Source organism: Crenothrix sp. (assembly GCF_043729335.1).
Lineage (GTDB): Bacteria > Pseudomonadota > Gammaproteobacteria > Methylococcales > Methylomonadaceae > Crenothrix.
In genome coordinates this window covers 78,570-96,546 of the sequence record NZ_JAYTLQ010000056.1, presented here as the reverse complement: position 1 = coordinate 96,546, position 17,977 = coordinate 78,570, and the positions used below count along the sequence as shown (strand labels likewise).

Below are 17,977 nucleotides of genomic sequence, written 5' to 3'. Positions count from 1 at the left end.
TTGTTCCATAATGAGACATCGTAAATCTGGTAGAAAATTTAATATGAACAGTAGCCATCGCAAGGCGCTGTTCAGTAATATGGTTACTTCGTTATTTAAGCATGAGTTGATTAAAACAACTTTGCCTAAAGCGAAAGAGTTGAGAAGTTACGCTGAACCTTTAATTACAATGTCAAAAATTGACAGCGTTGCTAAAAGACGTATGGCATTTGCTAAGCTGCGTGACCGTGATGTGGTTACTAAGCTGTTCAATGAATTAGGTCCCCGCTATAAAGATAGAGCGGGTGGTTATTTACGTATCATGAAGTGCGGTTTTAGAACAGGTGATGATGCGCCTATGGCATATGTTGAATTGGTTGACAGACCAGAATAATATATTCATAGAAGATAATAAAAAAGCCGGTTTATACCGGCTTTTTTATGTGTGTTGGTTTTTGCGGTCAATTTTAAAATCTGAAAAATAAGCAGATTTAACTGATAAGTGGCGGGGTAAGGTGAGTTTTTGCGCTTTTATGTGCCCTCAGATTCAATGAAAGCGATTACGTTACGGGACTTATTATTTTTGTAAGAACTCTATTTTTCCTGATTTACCATTCCAGTCATCAGCATCAACATTAGGTGCTTTGACTTCAGTAATAATTGGCCATATCTTGGCGAGCTCAGCGTTTAATGCAATAAACTGAGTTTGATCTTCGGGAACTTCATCTTCGGAAAATATAGCATTTGCGGGACATTCAGGTTCGCATAAGGTGCAATCAATGCACTCATCCGGATTGATAACTAAAAAATTAAGTCCTTCATGAAAGCAATCTACTGGACAGACGTCCACACAATCAGTAAATTTACATTTGATACAGTTTTCTGTGACTACAAAAGTCATAATTTTTACCAGGAAAGTTGTAGAAATAATTAGTTTTTATACTTAGGTCGCACATTCTAGCAGAAAGATGCAAACGATAAAACATTGCCTTAACTGAGCGCTACTGATCTAACATTGAATCTATATCTAGAAAATAGTTTTTGGTAACAAGTTAGAGAGCGGCAACGATAAAAGGTGAAGCTATAGTGAGTTAGATTTATGGATATTGTATTGAATCTAATTAATTTTGTCGGAATTTAGCAGCGATAAAAACATTTTTTTAACATGACTTATTTTTCGTGTATTGATATTTTTAAGCGCCATGGTGGCTTCTTCTTTTAGTTTGTTATCTGCGTAGTTTTGCTCGTTTCGAGTTGGCGCTTTGCTGGCAATTTCAAAATATTTTTGTGCTTCTTTAAGTTCGTTGACGGAAGCAAGAAATTCCCCGTAAAAATAATTGGCATCAATTCCATTAGGGTTGATTTTTAATGCGGCTTGAAACATTTTTCGGGCTTTATTGTTATCGCCAAAAGCGATAGGCCAGCCGGGTACCATGTAATATAGCGTGCCTAGCGTCACGTAAGCTGAACCCTCCATGGCTTTTGAGTCAATAGTGATTGCTTGGGTCAGTAGATCGCGGGCTTCATTGATGGCTTTAAGTGCTGATAAACCATCTTGTTGGTCCGCATACGTGGCTTTTATGACGGCTTGCCAGAACAAAGGCTCGGCAGCTTTTGGAAATTGTAAAGCGAGGCTATTGGCTTGGTCGAGTAGTTGCTGATAAGCTTTTTCTTGTTGAACTTTTGGGGTTTTGTAATAAATTATCGCCCACTGAGATTCAATGCTTGCCAGTGATGTTTTTATATCGTTGGCAAAGCAATGCGTGGTTAGTAGTAATAATGCAACAAACGTTGTTTTTTTCATACAGCGAATATAAATTAAAATGTTGTAATTTGCAATAGGCTATAAAAAATTAGTCTTTAGTCCATGTCGAGTAAGGTTGTACAGCCAAGTTATTGTTGTAATAACGTCTATCATTGGTGACTTCTACGCCCACCCAGGAAGGTTTTTCAAAGTGCTGGTCAAGCGCAGACAACTCAATTTCGGCAACTATTAGGCCTTGGTTATCGCCATAAAACTCATCTATTTCCCACGTATTCTCGTTATTTTTAATAAAATAACGGGTTTTTTCTATTAAGGGTTTTTTGCACAAGGTATCCAATATTTCGCTGGCATCGGCTAATGGAATTTCATATTCGTATTCGTGTCTTTGAGTCCCTACAGTGGCGCTTTTAATATTTAACCAAGCATGATTGTCACTGATCCTAACTCGGATTGAGCTAGTAGCTTGTGAGCTTAAATAACCTTGTTTATAGTCAATAGAGCTGCTGACAAATTGCCGCCAATCGTCGTTAGCTAATAAAAACTTATGTTCAATCTCGATAGCCATATTAGTCTTTTTTACACTGGTGGCTGTTATCACAATAAGGTGGCGTTGAGGTTTGGGAACAAGCACATAAAAATAATGTTTCTGTTTTTTCGGCGATAAATTTTACCGATTTTTTTTCAGAGAACTGTCGATGGGAATGATCGCATAAGGGCATGGTTTGGCTAAAACCACAGCTACACCATGAATAGCGTTGCCCAGCTTCGACATCTACAGGAAGGGGCGAGTTTGTTTTGCTTGTCATGTTATCGATTAATCCAAGTGAAATAAATGCAAATTATACCGTAACCTGAAATGGGTTTCTTAAAGTAACGTGCTTTATCTAGGGGCTGCTAAATGATACAGTAGTTGCTTATTAAGTACTGTAGGCATTTTTACTACTGACTTAGTGATTTTTTAATTTTTATTTAGGATTATTGTAAATGGCTTTCGAACTACCTGCTTTGCCGTATGCTAAAAACAGTTTAGCACCCCATATTTCAGAAGAAACCTTAGATTTTCATTATGGCAAGCATCATCAAACTTATGTCACCAATTTGAATAACTTGGTTCCTGGTACGGAATTTGAAGGCTTGTCACTGGAAGAAGTTATCGCCAAGTCATCAGGGGGTATTTTTAATAATGCCGCGCAAATTTGGAACCATACCTTTTATTGGAACAGTTTGTCACCCAATGGTGGCGGGGAGCCAACAGGCGCTTTGGCAGAGGCCATTAATTCTTCTTTTGGATCATTTGCGAAATTTAAAGAAGAATTTACTAAGTGTGCAGTGACTACATTTGGTTCGGGTTGGGGTTGGTTGGTGAAAAATGCCGATGGCAGCTTAGCCTTGGTGAGTACCAGTAACGCTGGCTGCCCATTAACCACCGGGCAAACGCCTTTATTGACGTGTGATGTGTGGGAACATGCTTATTACATCGATTTTAGAAATGCAAGACCTGCCTATTTGGAAGCATTTTGGGCGCTAGTTAATTGGGATTTTGCAGCTAAGAATTTTGCAGCATAACTGAGTAAACTATAAAAACCTTCATTATCCATGGTAGTGAAGGTTTTTAATGAGGTGAACATTATGTCTACCGTTTTAATTACCGGTGCTAATCGCGGTTTAGGTTTGGAGTTTTGCCGGCAGTACGCAGAAGATAACTGGACGGTTATTGCCTGTTGCCGTGATTTATCAAAGGCATCGGCTTTGACGCAATTAGCGGGGCAACATGACAATATACATTTACACGCACTGGATATTGCCGACTTTTCTCAAATCGACGCGCTGTCCTCTAAATTATCATCCATAGCGATTGATGTGCTGCTTAATAATGCCGGTGTGTATGATGATAAGAGCGAACATGGTTTTGGCCAGCTGGATTATCAAGCATGGCAGCATAGCATGCTGATTAATACACTAGCTCCCGTTAAAATGACGGAAGTGTTTTTAAGCCATATCAAACGCGGCGAGCAAAAACTCATAGTGACCATAAGCAGTTTAATGGGCAGTCTTGCTGACAATACCAGCGGAGGGAGTATTTTGTACCGTTCCAGTAAAGCTGCGGTAAATGCTGCGATGCGCAGTGTAAGCATTGATTTGAAAAAAGAGGCAATAGGCGTGCTTATTTTTCATCCTGGCTGGGTTAAAACAGACATGGGCGGCGCTAATGCACCTACTTTACCCACAGAAAGTATTGCTGGCATGCGTCAGGTAATAGCCAGTTTTTCATTAGAACAATCCGGTAACTTTGTGCAATATGACGGGAAGACGATGCCATGGTAAATAATAAAATTAAATGTATTGTATTAATTGGGTTGGTTTGTCAGCGCGTTATTGGCGCGGAGCTTGTTATTCCTGATGTTATCAAAGTGCCGTCAGGAAATACTCAATTATTCACCCTGCACGCCACCGGAGAGCAAATTTATCAATGTGCATTGAAAGACGATAGTTATAAATGGATAGTCTATCCTAATGCAATATTGCTAGATGAGCAGGGAAAACAGGTGGGCAAACATACTAAAGGCCCTGCTTGGCAATATAAAGACGGTAGCCGGGTAATAGGTAAAATCAGTCAAAAAACCGATGAGGCACGCAATAAGGCAATGCCGTGGCTATTAATTGAAGTTGTTGATCATCAAGGTAATGGGTTGTTGTCAACGGTATCTTTTATTAATCGGGTAAATACCCAGGGCGGTTTGGAGCCGACACAGCAGTGCGATGCTAATCATTTGGGCACTGAAAAGCCTGCCTCCTATACAGCGGATTATATTTTTTATGCGAGATGATCGAGAGCTTTGATGGCTTTTATAGTGCATTGAATATAAAGCTCATGAATAATAATGGGTTATGCGCAGCCACTCGAAAATCACGCACAAAGGTATAAATGGCAAATACGCATCACAAAGCATCTGGAAATTATTCCAGTAGTACAGATGCCGGCATAGCCCTACGCGAATACGGATTACCCTGGAGTGATTACCAACTGCTTGATGCAGGCGATGGTAAAAAACTGGAGCGCTGGGGGCAAGTCGTTACCATCCGTCCGGAAATTCAAGCGCATTTCAAACCGGAATGGCCTTACGCGCAATGGCAAGAAATGGCACATTGGGAGTTTGAAGAACTCTCCTCAACACAAGGCAGCTGGAAAGCTATAAAAACGCATTCTCCAGAGCAATGGACGATTGCCTATGAAAATTTAACCTTTGGTTTAAAGTTAACCAAATTTAAGCATGTGGGTTTGTTTCCAGAGCAGCAAGCTAACTGGCGCTTTATTAAAGAGCGCACTTATGTTGGCCAAAAGATTTTAAATTTATTTGCTTATACCGGCGCAGCATCAATGGTAGCCCGTGATTGCGGCGCGGATGTTGTCCATGTAGATTCAGTCCGGCAAATGATCAGCTGGGCTAACGAAAATAGAGAGCGCAGCAGTCTTGCCGACATTAAATGGGTGCTTGAGGATGCGTTAAAATTTGCCCAACGTGAATTGAAACGTGGTAATACCTACGATGGCATCATTATGGATCCGCCCGCCTTTGGCTTGGGCGCTAAAGGTGAAAAATGGATTTTGGAAAATCATTTGTCCTGCTTGATAGCAACAGCGCACGGGCTAATGAATCCTAACGCTTTTTTAATTGTTAATACTTACTCGCCCAAAGTGGCGCTGGCAGATTTGGCAAAGTCTGCCGAACCGTATTTTTCTGCCAATCAAATGGAAATAAAACAACTCTGGATGCGAACAAGAACCGGTAAAGAGTTGTTTTGTGGCAATTTATTGCGGGCGATAAAAGGGTTGCCGATTTAATCACCATGCGGGTGGTGCGGCATTTTTTTATTTTGTGAATTTATTTTAAATTTATTATTGCCCGTCAAATTATTTGGCATTACTTCCCCCCTTGGGCTTTGTTAAATTATAAAGCTGCTCAGCTATGTTTTTTTGACACCTTGCACAGGTATCATTCACCTTTGCCTCGGTCTGCCAGCCACCACCTAATGCTTTGTACAGGGCAACTAGCTGGGTTGAAATATCGGCTTCGCTACGGGTTAATTCAGCTTGGGTTTGATACAGCGACTGTTGGGAATTAAGGACATCTATAAACCCTGTCAATCCTGTTTCATAGCGTTCAGTAGCCAAATGCACGGCCAACTGATTAGCCTCGACTGCTTGATCTAGCGCTTGATAGCGTTGTTTTTCCTGTGTGCAGGCCACTAACGCATCCTCGACTTCTTTGAAGGCATTTAAAACGGTTGACTGATAGGTTAAAAAAGCCAGTTCTGATTGAGCTTGTTTGCTTTTAATATTGGCTTTTAGTTGTCCCCAGTTAAAAATTGGCATGGTCAAGGATGCCGCTGTAGACCACGACTTTCCTAACGGTGTGAAATCCTTAATACTGGAATTTTGCAAGCCCAAAAAAGCTAATAAATTGATTTTTGGATACAGCTCCGCCGTTGCAATACCAATATTGGCGCTTGCGCTTGCCATTAATCGCTCAGCACGGCGGATATCGGGTCTGCGTTTTAATAATTCCGAAGGCAGGTCAGGAATCACGGTTGTGCCTGCCATTGGAGTAGCGGCTTGGCCACTTGTTGTTAAATGGGTAACATTTATATGGTTTAAACGCGACATTAACGCATTAGGTTCTCGGCCCAGTAATACGCTGAGCGTATGAATAGACTGTTGAATCTGCGTTTGAGAGCTGGCAACATCAGCCAGGGTTGTAGCAACGAGCGCTTGTGCCTGAACCACGTCCAAACTGCTTGATAAGCCCGATTGCTGTCTGATTTCAGTTAATTGCTCGGTTTCTTGTTGAGCCTCCAGATTTTTTAAGGTAATTTCTTGTAATTTTTGCTGGCCGCGCAACGCGATATAATTTCTCGCCACTTCTGCTAACAAGCTAACCAGCACATCACGGCTGCTTTCAATATCGCTCTCAAGCGTCGCATCTGCGGCCTCGGCTGCTCTTCTGGCACCGCCGAAAAAATCCAATTCCCACTGTGCATCAAAACCTAACTGAAAAATGTTGATGAGCTGATTGCCCACACCAAAGCCTCCGCCCGCGCCACCTGATTGCGCACCAACGGAGGTATTATTCAGTCGCCGGCTGATGTTGGTTTTTGCTGTTAAGCTAGGTAAGGCTGCTGCAAAGATAGCGCTGCGCTGGGCTCGGGTATCTTTAATGCGAACTAAGGCTTGTTTTAGATCAAGATTGGCGGCAATGGCATCTTTGATGAGGCCATTAAGGATAGCGTCATTAAAAATTTTCCACCATTGCTCAGTTTGCATGGATTTAGCGCTATCAACACTCCATTGTTTGGGGGCAGCAAGCTCAGGACGATGATAATTAGGTCCTACAGATTCACAAGCAACCATCAGCAGCGCCATCATCGGCACTAAAACACGTATTTTCATGGCGCAGCTGTCGTGGGCACAACTTTTACGGCCTCAGGTTCCGGTGAATAATCTTGCGCCTCAATAAACACATCCATCTGTTGTCCGACATAGACAGTCAGCTCCTTGCTGGGATTAAAGCTATACAAAGCCTGTAACACGCGGGTATCGACACGTTCTGTGCTGTCACCGGTTAATGATTTTTTGGGTACAACAAAAGGTTCAATGTAAGCAAAATGCAGGTTAACCTTAAAAGCACGATTACCCCGTAAATAAGCTACTGCCGATCTGTTTTTGTTAAATCGCCAGGCATCGTTTTCATCAATATCAACACGTACATGCAGCTGATCCAGGTTACCCAGTAATAACAAGGGCGGATTTACTTCGCCAGCCTGGGCAAATTCACCTGGGCGAATATTCACTTGCAACACTTCGCCATCAACTGGGGCATGCACTACCAGTCTATCCAGTGTGGTTTTTATATCAATAACCGCCGCTTGTGCTTGCTGCACGCTTGCTAACGCACCCGCCAAATTAGCTTTAGCAATGGCCAGTACATTGCGACGTTTTAACAATTCTTCGCGACTGATGGCGCGTTTGTCGATGACGGCTTCTGCTAATTGGCTGAGCGAGCGACTATCTGCAATATTAGCCTGAGCAATGGTTACTCCCGCGTGCGCTTTAGCCAAATCAGCTTGTTTAATTGCCAATTGCGCCTTGATTTCGCGATCATCTACATAAAACAACGGCATGCCTTTTTTGACTTTATCGCCCACCTTAGCCGCTACGTTCACAACAATACCCGGCAGTGGCGTTCCAATAGCAATATTTTGGCTTTTTGATTCAATAATGCCTGATCCTGCAATAAAAGCTTTAAACGGTGCCGACGCGGGTTCTACCACCGCTGGCGCAACCGGTACAGGTTTATTGCCAGTGACTACCTTGTAAGCGGCAAACAAAAATCCTGTCAACGCCAGTATAGAGAGCAAGTATCTTAGTTTCATAGCGTTTTTGGGGAGTTGTTTTTAAGTTGAGCCGTGTTATCGACAATTTTTACAATGTGCCCGTCATCCATTTCGGCAATGCGATCCGCAAAGCTAAAAATTCGCGCATCATGAGTAACGATAACCAATGCCCTGTCCTGACTTAAGGCGACATCTTTAAGTAAATTCATAACATTTTGCCCGGATTCATGATCCAAGGCGCTGGTGGGCTCGTCACATACAATCAATCTTGGGCTGTGTACCAAAGCACGCGCTATGGCAACGCGCTGTTGCTGCCCGCCGGACAGTTGTGAGGGCATGGATTTAACGCGCTCGCCCAAACCCACTTGGGCTAGCACTTGAACGGCTTTGCGTTCCGCCTCAATACGTTTTACGCCGTTAATTATTAATGGCACGGAAACATTCTCGGCCGCATTTAACGCGGGCAATAGATTAAAAGCCTGAAACACAAAGCCGATGTTCTGTGCCCTAAAGCGCAGCTTGTCTTTACTGCGCATCGTTAACAGATCGTGTCCAAATAACTCACAAAGTCCAGAATCCTGATCAAGAATGCCGGCAATTACGGAAATTAATGTCGTTTTACCGCAGCCGGACGGTCCAACTAACATCATTAATTCACCGGTCGCTATGTCCAGATTGACACCATTTAAAGCAATCACTTTTTGGTCGCCGGTATCGTAGGTCTTCATGATATTTTGGCAACGTACCGCCAAATTCTTTGAAGTCATGAGTTAGCCTTTAAAAACAATGGCGGGTTCCAAACGAATAACTTTCCAAATACTCAGTAATGCGGCAAAAATGCAAATGATACTAACGCCGGTTCCGCTAAAAATCAGCAATTGCCAAGGGAATTTGAATGCCAGAATAGTATTGCGCATCAGGTGACCAAACAAGGCGGTTAAACCTACACCTAAGCCATAACCAATAGTCCCCACTACAATCGCTTGCAATAAAATCATGCGTAACAAAGTGCCATTGCCCGTGCCCATCGCTTTAAGTACGCCAAATTGACGGATGTTTTCCAGGGTAAAGTTATAAAATGTTTGCCCGGCAATTGCAGCGCCAACAATAAAACCCAACATCACTGAAATGCCAAAATTAATCGGAATACCGGTGTTTTTTAAGAAATAATTATAAGTAAGTTCTTTAAATTCAGTTTGGGTATAAGCTGCCAAGCCGGTTATCGCGCCAATTCTACGGGTTAATTGGGCTAAATCTTGGCCTTGCTTGGCCTTCACCAATACAAAAGACAATAATTTACGCTCTCTAGGTGCATAGGCTTTTGCGCGGGAATACGTGGTATAAATAATCGGTTGTGATTGAAACGTGCGGGTATTTTTGGCTATGCCAACCACAATGGCACGATGATCGTTTAGCTCCAAACTATCGCCTACCTTCAGAGGTATGGGTTTACCGCCTTTAACCGGATTGGGTTTGCCTAGCTTGTCTTTAGCGCCATCAATGTCGACAATAACCGCATCACTACGCCGCAAATCAGACACTTTGCCCTGCAACATAACCGGCGGCCCACCAATTAAAGTGGTATCGTCCAGGCCAATGACATTGCAAGTTTGAAAAGTACCATCGGTTAAACGCACTTTTAACATGCCTTTGTATAACGGCATAGCCCATTCCACACCAGAAATACCGCGTACTCGGTATAGCTCGGTGTCTTGCAGCGATTTAATGTCGTCAACAAACTGCACTTTACTATCCATTACCCAAATATCGGGTAAACCCAAATCAGTAACAAAGCTGTAGGAACGTGACATTAAACCCAAAAAAATCGCTGGCTGTTGCGTCATGATAAGTGATGCAAAGGTTAAGCCCATAACGATGCCCAAAAACTTACCTCTGTCACCAAACAACATCTTTAAGGCAATGTGATTCATAACCCTGAACCTTTTAAAGTGGGTAAATTGTTGAGGCTTTTTTTAAAGAAAATTGTGCGATATGCCCAGCCTGTTTGGAATGGCTTGTTTAGCGACAATAATTTCGGGAAATAATCGCTCGATAATCGAACATTTGTAGGTGCGAATTCATTGGCATTGTGCGGATAAGTCCGCACCTACACTAAAAACTTGAGTAAGTAATTTTATGTACTTGGCTGCGATAAGTACAGGCAGCACCCAAAATCAAGCCCATTTCTACCGCTTTATTTAATCGGTGCTAACTCAAATATTACGATTTCAGCGGAGCCTTGGCCAATATTTTCAACGGTCATTTCTTCGCCGGTTTCCCAAAATACCTGTCCGCTGGTATAGGTTTTTTCACCACTCTTATCAGCGACTTTTAGGTTACCTTTAATCACATAACGTGGCCCTGAACCTTCGTGAGTATGCAATGGTGTTTTAAAAGCCGGTGGAAAGGTAACTTTTATAACTTTGGTATTAACAGAAGTGCTGGGCATCTGCGTTGCTTTTTCCAGCAGTGTCTTACGCTCTAAGACGACATTGTCTTCGGCAAAAACGTTAGCTATAGGAATAAGCAACAAACTTGAAAATGCAATGCTAAGAAGGGCTGATTTATGGATGATTATTTTGAACATGGCTAAAAGTCTCACTGTTGTATTATTTAAAGCTTAAGGCGGTTAAATCTGAATAATTAGCATCATACTACCATGTAAATATGATGGTAATGAGGGTTCATAGTTTACTTCGGTAAATGACGAATGCAAGTGGAGAAGTATTTGTTATGGGCTGCTTTAAAAAAGAAATTTTTCCTCAAAGCCATACAGAACTCTTGATTTTTACGACGTAGTCAGCGTAACCTAGACGTAGCTTTTTTAAAGCTGTATAAATGGATGTCATTACCTATACATAGTGCATTAAAACAACAGCATATCTCAATATTTGGAGTCAATATGAAAAATCATGATTACTTTTATGGTTTCAACGTTACATTATGCTCACATGACGATTGTTAACCATGAAACATTTAATATTAATAGCATTGTGCATTTACTCTACTTATAGCTATAGCGCTAGTCCAGAATATACCCGTTGCATAAAAGAGGGTGTTAAATTTGATTATACGTGTGCCAAGGTAGAGTATGAACATCACAGTAAGCGCTTAAAAAACGCATTGGCCGCTCTGCTGAATCTTAGAAACGTCAATAAACAGGATTTGTTAAATCAGCAAGACAAATGGATTAAATACCGCGATAAAACCTGTCCAAAAAATACTGGCGTGACCACCACCGATTGGCAAAGTTGCGTTGCCAGGTTGACGAAATCAAGAGCTAATGAAGTTGAGAAAATAATTAAAAAACACTAGAAATCTTGCTTTTCAGAATTCGGAATGCTTCGCGTGCGAAGCGTCCGAATTCTGGCTATGTCATAACGAGGCGACACTCAACAGAGTTAGCCTTTCGCTTGTACCCCACAATAACTACTTCCTCCACCGGTGTATTCCGGTTGCTAAGCGCGAGCTAAGCAAACAATTCTTGCCCTAAAGTTAGTCTATCAATTTTTGTAATTTACCTTGCCCACCAAAAAAATGGCTATTTAACTTCCGAGTTAATACAGCTATTTTGTTAAGTGAATGGATATTGCATGGAGTGTAATCAAATGATTAAAAAATGTATTGGACAGGGTGTAATCTATTGCTTACAATCTACCGATTTTTATCAAATATTCCTTTGTTCATTACTAAATACCTACGCCAATTTGAATTTTTTGACTAGATTTCACGAAAACTAGTTTAAATAAAGATTGTTAAATCAATTAGTTAAAAATACACAAAGTTCATTTGCAACTGATTCTATACATTTGACGGAGGTATTGTAAACATGTCTTTTATAAGCTGTGGCAGTAATTCCGTACTTTCACAGGCAGATTGTATAATCGGTTTTTTAAACTCAATGCAATTACGAAAATTTTTTGTCTCCCCTTTACTCCTCATCATCAGTTCCCCTACGGCTTATGCCGCGCAAGTTGCCCAACAAGTTGAAACACTGCCCACACTTACCATTACAGCTGATGCTCCTTTTACGGAGCAAGACCCATACAATACGGCAACGCTGACTCGCGTGCCTTATAAAGAACTTATCCAGTCAGGCAAGCGTGATATTGCGGGTATATTGCAAGGTTACACCGGCGTAGCGGCAGGATCTGTTAGTCGCGGCTATCCTGCAAGACTCAGCATTCGTGGTAGCGCGGGCGCTTTGGGCATGGTTACGGTGGATGATATTCCGTTAATGGGTGTCACCCATAATTTAATTAATTTGGCAGCCTTTACGTCAGAATCGCTAGAAAGTATGGACATTGTCCGGGGACCTGGCGCCTACCGTTACGCTAATACTGCGTTAGGCGGCGTCATCCGTTTATCGACCCGCGACAACAAAGATACCAATGCTTTTTTTCGTATGGAAGGCGGTAGTTTTGATACTATTTCGGAAACAGCTGGTGCCAGTGCAGCAGGAAATTTGGGACGTGCCACCGTTACCTTAAACCGCGATGATATTTTAACCGGCAGCAATATCTCCGATCCGGCGCTTGGAAACCGTGAAAATGATGGCGCCCGCTCTACCATGGCGATAGGGCGTTATACTTTATACCCTACCGATAATTTAGAACTGAATGGCACGCTACTTTACAATAAAGGCCATTCGGATTTGGATGGTTATAAATACTTTCCTCAATTAAGCTTTCTTGGCGCTACCGATAATACCCGCGCATTTGCCTCAACGGATACTTGGCTTGCGCAACAGACTGCCGTTTTAACGGTGTCGCCACACTGGCAATCCAGCCTTAAACTGGGTTTAAGTCAGCAAGCATTAAATGTGCGCCTGGCAATAGCTAGGCCTTTGGGCGATACGCTTTATGTGCCTTTTGAGTTTACTAATCGCCTGCTGCTTGCTAACTGGCGCAATCAGCACGATTATGAATGGGGTGCTGGTGATAGTAACCGGCTGTCGCTGCATTGGGGCGGCGCTGTCCAGGAAGAAACCGGCGATGGTTCTTTTATCTTCAATCTGATTCAAAGACAGCGTAGCAGCCCGATTAACCACCAACGTACCACCAGCACCGGTTTTGCGGGTGCAGATTTCACTTTAGGGCAATGGAGCGCCTCGGCGGGCGTTCGCGTTAATCATTACAATGATTTTGGCACTCACCCGAATTACTACTTTGGATTAGGCTGGCAAGTGCTGCCACAGCTCAAATTGCGGGGCACTGCCGGTGTCGGTTTTCGTGTGCCTTCTATCAACGAAATGTGGACGCCGATGCTGGGTAACGCTCAGTTAAAGCCAGAACGCGCCGTGAGCGGCGAATTGGGATTGGATTGGCAACCATTGGATAAGCTCAGTATTACATTGACCGGATTTTACACTCGATACCATAATTTAATCGCCAGCCTTCCTGAAATACCGGTTATTGCGCCGATTAATGCAGATAGAGTACGGGTTCAGGGATTGGAAATGGCATGGCGTTATGCCATTTTGGCAAATGCAAGCCTGGGTACGGATTACACTTATACCGACTCGCATAATGAGCAAACCGGTCACAATCTGATCAATACTCCTCCCCATAGCGCACGTTTTTTTGGTGACTGGCAGGCCAGCCAGTTGCCGGTCACGCTGCATCTGGAAGGCATTTATACGGGAGGCTGGCAATGGCAAACGCCTCAAGACACAAGTGTTGGCGTGGACGATAGCTTTCGTGTCAATCTGCAAATGAGTTATAGCATCCAACAAAACGCACAAGTGTATATACGCGGTGAGAACCTGAATAATAACCGCAATCCGATGATTCCTACTTTTGGGTCGCCAGGTGTGGCGGTATACGGGGGCATAAAATTATCTCTTTTTTAAAGACAATATTAAACGATGCTGCCATTGGGTATCGTAGAGACGTAAGATTTTGCGGCTTTACTTTCTCGTAATATGGCTATTACGCCCGCTTTAAACCGCTTTTTGTCTACCCACTTAAAACGGGACACGGTGCAAGGCTTAACCGTTTGCCCTGAGCCTGTCGAAGGGTGGGCGATTAAGCCGATCATGGTTCGACAAGGCTCTGCTGAGTATAGCCGAAGGGCTCACCACGAACGGCCCAACCTGAAACTGTCTCGCTTTAAGTGGGTAGTCCGCTTTTTAATCCTGCACTTTTTACAGCCATGCTAATCATAAGCTCTGTGTTATCTACCGACCAGCTGTTGTTTTTCCTCATTGCTGGTTTTAGCTTTGGCATTGTTGGCTATCAAATCGTTTTGTTTTTATGTACACGGGCAAAAATTTATTTACATTTCTCTGTCGCATTGTTTTTTTACACGCTTGGCATCGGACAGTGGGGAGCTATCTGGCATATTACGACGTGGCCACAAGAATCTGTATCACTGGTACTTGACACGCTTAATCTGATGTTATTTGCTTCTTTCATCAAACATTTCCTTATGTTGCTGGTCGATTTTAAACGTATTCATCCTTTCATAACACGGGCGATAAATACTTATATCGGGCTGGGTGCTTTATTGATCCTGGCTTACCTGCTTTACCCACATCCGCTATTACTCAGTCTCAGAAGTCTGCTTATTTTACTGGCGTGCATGACAGGTGTCGGTACTCTGCCACAGTGGTATCCCACCATTAAGCATCTTTATTCTTTTGTTGTCACACTGCTGTTATTGTTTCTGATAAATATTTATTTTTACACCCTTACTTTATCTGCGGAAGTCAGTCAGCTTCCCTTGCTTTATTACAGTGGCTGGCTATTAAGTGGCATGCTAGTGTTTGTTTCATTTTCATCAATCATTACCCGCAGGTTTAATGATGACCACGAACAGCGCGTTATTGCCCAAAAAACCGCCATACAATCGCTAGGGAAATACCAGGCATTGTATGAAAACGCTCTGGAAGGTTTATTTACTGCGCGCCCGGATGGCTGCTTACTGGAAACTAATCCGGCCTTAAATAAGCTATTAAGTATTTCAAGCCTTGAGAAAACCGCTACAGCGCAGACGTTTTTACACGACTATTTTGCTGAGCCACAAGAAAGCTGGAATAAAATTATACGCTTACTCACCTTAAATAACGCTGTCGAAAGCATGGAGATTAAAGGCAGGCATAATTTTTGGTATAACCTGTCGGTGCGGCACACCCAAACCCATCAGGATGAACTGATTGAAGGCTCGCTGATTGATATTAGCCAGCGCAAACAGCAAGAGCTGCAACTGAGTTATTTGGCTAGCCATGATACCTTGACCCATTTAAGCAATCGCAACGAATTTGAAAATTATCTGCAAGATGCCATCCGTAGTCAGGGTATTCATACCTTGTTGTTTATAGATTTAGATCAGTTTAAAGTGATTAACGATACCTGTGGCCATGCGGCCGGCGATGAATGCTTGCGGCAAGTTGCAACGATTTTTAAAGCGCATACCGGATCACAAGATATGCTTGCTCGCTTGGGCGGCGATGAATTTGGTATTGTTTTCTGGGATCAAAATCAGTCTACCGGTAAAGCCAATGCTGAGCGTCTTAGACTTGCGCTGGAAGCAAATCATTTTCAATGGTTACAACGGGTTTTTAAAACCTCCGTCAGTATCGGCCTCACCCTTATTGATGAGCATATAAATTGTGGCGAGCAGGCGCTTAGTTTGGCAGATGCAGCGTGTTATGAAGCCAAGAATGCAGGCAGAAATCGTATCGTTATTAATGAGCCGCATAAATCAACCACTGTGCATCGCCACAAGCAAATGAACATGGTGGCTACGCTGACGCAAGCGCTTAGGGATCAACAATTGACTTTGTTCCAGCAACCTATCATTGCTTTGGTTACCGACCCGGCACAGTTACTGCATTACGAGGTGCTGGTGCGCCTAAACACCGATAACGGTTTGATAAACCCTGGTGATTTTTTGCCAGCGGCACAACGCTATGGTTTGTTATCGCGGATTGATCGCTGGGTCTTTAAGAGAACCTGTATGTGGCTGGCAGAAGATGATAATTTGGCACGCACAGGCATGGTGAACATTAATATCAGTCCCCAAACACTTGCTGATCAGGCCTTTATAGTTTTTGTGCGTAACTGCATAACGGAGTACGCCATTCTGCCAGCAAAGATGTGTTTTGAGATTACTGAATATACTGCCCTTAATAATTTTACCTTGGTCTTGCATCATATTTCAAAGCTACGTGATTTAGGTTTTCGTTTTGCACTTGATGATTTTGGCAGTGGCTTTGCTTCCTTTGATCATGTTAAGCGGCTGCCGGTAGATTTTATAAAAATCGATGGCCAATTTATTCGCGACATTAATCAGGATACGACCAATAAAATCTTGGTGCAGGCAGTTACCGAAATTGCCCATGCGCTAGGTAAGCAGGTGATTGCCGAATCCATTGAAGATGAGCCCACAGCGGACATATTACGAGAATATAATATTGATTTTGGGCAAGGCTATCACCTAGGTAGACCGGTGGCATTGTACGCATAAGCACTAAGTTCTTTTCTTATGTGGCTGCGAATCGTTTGGATTAACGATTGATATAACTGATGTAAGTATAGTTATTGAGGTATTGCAATTTATGCACAGAACCGGCAGCCACCTGAAAGTGAAACGCATTGGCGGGCGGTAATTGCAAAATATGAGTCAACAATGCCCTGATAACACCGGCATGAGTAATGATAAAAACTTGCTGGGCGCTGTCATTCAATAGTTCTTGCCAAAAATTACCTACGCGCTGACATAACTCTAAAAAACATTCGCCATTCGGTGGCGGGATATGTACAAAATTTGCCGTCCAATGCTGCAAAATATCTGCATCAATAGCATCAATAGCATCAAAGCGGCGACCTTCCCAATCACCAAAATTGACTTCCAACAGACGTTCATCGCAGATGACGTTTTCAGAAAAATGTTGTGCCAGCTGCAAGCAACGTTGTAATGGGCTGCTAAAAACCAGGCAATCATCCCTCAACACCGGTAGTTTTTGTTGTAATTGCAGCCAGTCTTCAGGAAAGCTTTGGGCTAAAGCTACATTGCTATGCCCGTAACATAAGCCTTTTTCGGTATCGGTTTGGGTATGGCGAATTAAATAAATGTCCACAAGGTACTGGCGCTTAGGTAAAAAACAACTTCGGCAACTTGTTGGCTTGCACCTAAACAATCACCGGTATAGCCACCAATATGGCGGTAGAAATAGTGTCCTAATAGCGTATTAATAATGATGACTGGCACTAGCGCTAGCAAACACAATGACGGTAATAAAGCCAACGGTAATAAGGCAATAGCGCTTGTAAAAACCAAATCTTGACCATTGGGTTTATAGACGGCGGCAGCCACTTTGCTGTTATCTATCCGCGTATAATCATACTGTCGCATCAGTAATAAGGGTGGCAAGCGGCTGATGCTGTGGCCGACTAATAAAAATAACGGTGCAGAATTGCCTTGGGCACTGAGTAAGCTTATCTTCAATGCAAAAAGCAGTAAAAGCCCCACTGTGCCGTATACACCAATATATGAGTCTTTCATGATGGCCAGAATGCGGGTTTTATTATAGCCACCGCCAAAGCCGTCACAGACATCGGCAAAACCATCTTCATGGAATGCACCGGTCAGCAATATACCGACTATTAGAGCCAAGATCACGCCGACTGGCGTTGGCCATAAATAATCTGCCAAGTAGCAACTTAATGCCGTTAACGCACCGATTATCCAACCTACCAGCGGTAAATAGACAGTTGATTGTGGAAGCTGGCTGTAGTTTTGTAAGGCTGGTACGGGCAAGCGCGTATAAAAGCCCACAGCCAGCAACAATAGTTTTAACTGTGTCATCAGGTCATGTTTAGCGGCGATAGAAAGGCT

The 17,977-nt window shown here is 42.8% G+C and carries 20 protein-coding genes; 8 read left to right on the top strand and 12 right to left on the bottom strand.

What is annotated here, in order from left to right:
- Window positions 1–10: 10 nt before the first annotated feature.
- Window positions 11–373 (top strand): 50S ribosomal protein L17, encoded by a 363-nt coding sequence (gene rplQ, locus ACHZC4_RS13110; protein WP_394754316.1) that lies wholly within the window; start codon window positions 11–13, stop codon window positions 371–373.
- Window positions 374–556: 183 nt separating this feature from the next.
- Here the strand turns inward: rplQ and fdxA are convergent, their stop codons facing one another.
- The 4 genes from fdxA to ACHZC4_RS13090 all read right to left on the bottom strand — a co-directional run bounded on the left by fdxA (window position 557) and on the right by ACHZC4_RS13090 (window position 2,550).
- Window positions 557–880 carry a ferredoxin FdxA gene (fdxA, locus tag ACHZC4_RS13105; RefSeq protein ID WP_394754315.1) on the bottom strand — a complete coding sequence of 108 codons (324 nt, stop codon included), beginning with the start codon at window positions 878–880 and terminating at the stop codon, window positions 557–559.
- A 216-nt stretch (window positions 881–1,096) separates the two neighbouring features.
- Entirely contained in the window at window positions 1,097–1,783 is a 687-nt protein-coding gene (locus tag ACHZC4_RS13100; protein WP_394754314.1) for a tetratricopeptide repeat protein, read from the bottom strand.
- Window positions 1,784–1,832: 49 nt separating this feature from the next.
- A complete protein-coding gene (locus ACHZC4_RS13095) occupies window positions 1,833–2,309 on the bottom strand; it encodes a CYTH domain-containing protein (protein WP_394754313.1) in 477 nt (158 codons plus the stop codon).
- A 1-nt stretch (window position 2,310) separates the two neighbouring features.
- A complete protein-coding gene (locus ACHZC4_RS13090; RefSeq protein ID WP_394754312.1) occupies window positions 2,311–2,550 on the bottom strand; it encodes a CDGSH iron-sulfur domain-containing protein in 240 nt (79 codons plus the stop codon).
- 178 nt (window positions 2,551–2,728) lie between these two features.
- Here ACHZC4_RS13090 and sodB point away from each other — a divergent pair, with 178 nt between their 5' ends.
- The 4 genes from sodB to ACHZC4_RS13070 all read left to right on the top strand — a co-directional run bounded on the left by sodB (window position 2,729) and on the right by ACHZC4_RS13070 (window position 5,588).
- Entirely contained in the window at window positions 2,729–3,310 is a 582-nt protein-coding gene (sodB, locus tag ACHZC4_RS13085; protein WP_394754311.1) for a superoxide dismutase [Fe], read from the top strand.
- Between the two features lie 63 nt (window positions 3,311–3,373).
- Window positions 3,374–4,069 (top strand): SDR family oxidoreductase, encoded by a 696-nt coding sequence (locus ACHZC4_RS13080; protein WP_394754310.1) that lies wholly within the window; start codon window positions 3,374–3,376, stop codon window positions 4,067–4,069.
- The gene (locus ACHZC4_RS13075) at window positions 4,063–4,572 is read left to right on the top strand and encodes a DUF3455 domain-containing protein (protein ID WP_394754309.1); all 510 of its coding nucleotides are present in this window, start codon (window positions 4,063–4,065) and stop codon (window positions 4,570–4,572) included. The genes ACHZC4_RS13080 and ACHZC4_RS13075 overlap by 7 nt, the downstream gene beginning before the upstream one ends.
- A gap of 98 nt (window positions 4,573–4,670) precedes the next feature.
- Window positions 4,671–5,588, top strand: a complete 918-nt coding sequence (locus tag ACHZC4_RS13070) for a class I SAM-dependent methyltransferase (RefSeq protein ID WP_394754308.1) — start codon at window positions 4,671–4,673, stop codon at window positions 5,586–5,588.
- 69 nt (window positions 5,589–5,657) lie between these two features.
- Here the strand turns inward: ACHZC4_RS13070 and ACHZC4_RS13065 are convergent, their stop codons facing one another.
- The 5 genes from ACHZC4_RS13065 to ACHZC4_RS13045 all read right to left on the bottom strand — a co-directional run bounded on the left by ACHZC4_RS13065 (window position 5,658) and on the right by ACHZC4_RS13045 (window position 10,724).
- Window positions 5,658–7,193: an efflux transporter outer membrane subunit gene (locus ACHZC4_RS13065; protein WP_394754307.1), complete on the bottom strand. Its 1,536-nt coding sequence runs from the start codon at window positions 7,191–7,193 to the stop codon at window positions 5,658–5,660.
- Window positions 7,190–8,176 (bottom strand): efflux RND transporter periplasmic adaptor subunit, encoded by a 987-nt coding sequence (locus tag ACHZC4_RS13060; protein ID WP_394754306.1) that lies wholly within the window; start codon window positions 8,174–8,176, stop codon window positions 7,190–7,192. The genes ACHZC4_RS13065 and ACHZC4_RS13060 overlap by 4 nt, the downstream gene beginning before the upstream one ends.
- Complete coding sequence (locus ACHZC4_RS13055; protein WP_394754305.1) at window positions 8,173–8,904, bottom strand: ABC transporter ATP-binding protein; 732 nt, start codon at window positions 8,902–8,904, stop codon at window positions 8,173–8,175. The genes ACHZC4_RS13060 and ACHZC4_RS13055 overlap by 4 nt, the downstream gene beginning before the upstream one ends.
- A 3-nt stretch (window positions 8,905–8,907) precedes the next feature.
- Window positions 8,908–10,068 (bottom strand): ABC transporter permease, encoded by a 1,161-nt coding sequence (locus ACHZC4_RS13050; protein WP_394754304.1) that lies wholly within the window; start codon window positions 10,066–10,068, stop codon window positions 8,908–8,910.
- A gap of 263 nt (window positions 10,069–10,331) precedes the next feature.
- Window positions 10,332–10,724, bottom strand: coding sequence for a cupin domain-containing protein (locus ACHZC4_RS13045; RefSeq protein WP_394754303.1), 393 nt, complete (start codon window positions 10,722–10,724; stop codon window positions 10,332–10,334).
- A gap of 380 nt (window positions 10,725–11,104) precedes the next feature.
- Between ACHZC4_RS13045 and ACHZC4_RS13040 the strand changes: the two genes are divergently transcribed.
- Window positions 11,105–11,452, top strand: a complete 348-nt coding sequence (locus ACHZC4_RS13040) for a lysozyme inhibitor LprI family protein (RefSeq protein ID WP_394754302.1) — start codon at window positions 11,105–11,107, stop codon at window positions 11,450–11,452.
- A gap of 586 nt (window positions 11,453–12,038) precedes the next feature.
- Complete coding sequence (locus ACHZC4_RS13035) at window positions 12,039–13,988, top strand: TonB-dependent receptor plug domain-containing protein (protein WP_394754301.1); 1,950 nt, start codon at window positions 12,039–12,041, stop codon at window positions 13,986–13,988.
- An 8-nt stretch (window positions 13,989–13,996) separates the two neighbouring features.
- Here ACHZC4_RS13035 and ACHZC4_RS13030 read toward each other — a convergent pair whose 3' ends face one another.
- Window positions 13,997–14,176: a hypothetical protein gene (locus ACHZC4_RS13030; protein ID WP_394754300.1), complete on the bottom strand. Its 180-nt coding sequence runs from the start codon at window positions 14,174–14,176 to the stop codon at window positions 13,997–13,999.
- A gap of 114 nt (window positions 14,177–14,290) precedes the next feature.
- Between ACHZC4_RS13030 and ACHZC4_RS13025 the strand changes: the two genes are divergently transcribed.
- On the top strand, window positions 14,291–16,606 hold the full coding sequence (locus tag ACHZC4_RS13025; RefSeq protein ID WP_394754299.1) for an EAL domain-containing protein: 2,316 nt from the start codon (window positions 14,291–14,293) through the stop codon (window positions 16,604–16,606).
- Window positions 16,607–16,646: 40 nt separating this feature from the next.
- Here the strand turns inward: ACHZC4_RS13025 and cobC are convergent, their stop codons facing one another.
- Together cobC and cobS are read right to left on the bottom strand one after the other, a co-directional pair.
- On the bottom strand, window positions 16,647–17,219 hold the full coding sequence (gene cobC / locus ACHZC4_RS13020; RefSeq protein ID WP_394754298.1) for an alpha-ribazole phosphatase: 573 nt from the start codon (window positions 17,217–17,219) through the stop codon (window positions 16,647–16,649).
- Complete coding sequence (gene cobS, locus ACHZC4_RS13015; RefSeq protein WP_394754297.1) at window positions 17,204–17,947, bottom strand: adenosylcobinamide-GDP ribazoletransferase; 744 nt, start codon at window positions 17,945–17,947, stop codon at window positions 17,204–17,206. The genes cobC and cobS overlap by 16 nt, the downstream gene beginning before the upstream one ends.
- Window positions 17,948–17,977: the final 30 nt, after the last annotated feature.

What these genes read in the sequence shown, in the direction of transcription:
- rplQ (WP_394754316.1), top strand. Translation starts at nt 11, where the DNA reads ATGAGACATCGTAAATCTGGTAGAAAATTTAATATGAACAGTAGCCAT.
- fdxA (WP_394754315.1), bottom strand. Translation starts at nt 880, where the DNA reads ATGACTTTTGTAGTCACAGAAAACTGTATCAAATGTAAATTTACTGAT.
- ACHZC4_RS13100 (WP_394754314.1), bottom strand. Translation starts at nt 1,783, where the DNA reads ATGAAAAAAACAACGTTTGTTGCATTATTACTACTAACCACGCATTGC.
- ACHZC4_RS13095 (WP_394754313.1), bottom strand. Translation starts at nt 2,309, where the DNA reads ATGGCTATCGAGATTGAACATAAGTTTTTATTAGCTAACGACGATTGG.
- ACHZC4_RS13090 (WP_394754312.1), bottom strand. Translation starts at nt 2,550, where the DNA reads ATGACAAGCAAAACAAACTCGCCCCTTCCTGTAGATGTCGAAGCTGGG.
- sodB (WP_394754311.1), top strand. Translation starts at nt 2,729, where the DNA reads ATGGCTTTCGAACTACCTGCTTTGCCGTATGCTAAAAACAGTTTAGCA.
- ACHZC4_RS13080 (WP_394754310.1), top strand. Translation starts at nt 3,374, where the DNA reads ATGTCTACCGTTTTAATTACCGGTGCTAATCGCGGTTTAGGTTTGGAG.
- ACHZC4_RS13075 (WP_394754309.1), top strand. Translation starts at nt 4,063, where the DNA reads ATGGTAAATAATAAAATTAAATGTATTGTATTAATTGGGTTGGTTTGT.
- ACHZC4_RS13070 (WP_394754308.1), top strand. Translation starts at nt 4,671, where the DNA reads ATGGCAAATACGCATCACAAAGCATCTGGAAATTATTCCAGTAGTACA.
- ACHZC4_RS13065 (WP_394754307.1), bottom strand. Translation starts at nt 7,193, where the DNA reads ATGAAAATACGTGTTTTAGTGCCGATGATGGCGCTGCTGATGGTTGCT.
- ACHZC4_RS13060 (WP_394754306.1), bottom strand. Translation starts at nt 8,176, where the DNA reads ATGAAACTAAGATACTTGCTCTCTATACTGGCGTTGACAGGATTTTTG.
- ACHZC4_RS13055 (WP_394754305.1), bottom strand. Translation starts at nt 8,904, where the DNA reads ATGACTTCAAAGAATTTGGCGGTACGTTGCCAAAATATCATGAAGACC.
- ACHZC4_RS13050 (WP_394754304.1), bottom strand. Translation starts at nt 10,068, where the DNA reads ATGAATCACATTGCCTTAAAGATGTTGTTTGGTGACAGAGGTAAGTTT.
- ACHZC4_RS13045 (WP_394754303.1), bottom strand. Translation starts at nt 10,724, where the DNA reads ATGTTCAAAATAATCATCCATAAATCAGCCCTTCTTAGCATTGCATTT.
- ACHZC4_RS13040 (WP_394754302.1), top strand. Translation starts at nt 11,105, where the DNA reads ATGAAACATTTAATATTAATAGCATTGTGCATTTACTCTACTTATAGC.
- ACHZC4_RS13035 (WP_394754301.1), top strand. Translation starts at nt 12,039, where the DNA reads ATGCAATTACGAAAATTTTTTGTCTCCCCTTTACTCCTCATCATCAGT.
- ACHZC4_RS13030 (WP_394754300.1), bottom strand. Translation starts at nt 14,176, where the DNA reads ATGATCGGCTTAATCGCCCACCCTTCGACAGGCTCAGGGCAAACGGTT.
- ACHZC4_RS13025 (WP_394754299.1), top strand. Translation starts at nt 14,291, where the DNA reads ATGCTAATCATAAGCTCTGTGTTATCTACCGACCAGCTGTTGTTTTTC.
- cobS (WP_394754297.1), bottom strand. Translation starts at nt 17,947, where the DNA reads ATGACACAGTTAAAACTATTGTTGCTGGCTGTGGGCTTTTATACGCGC.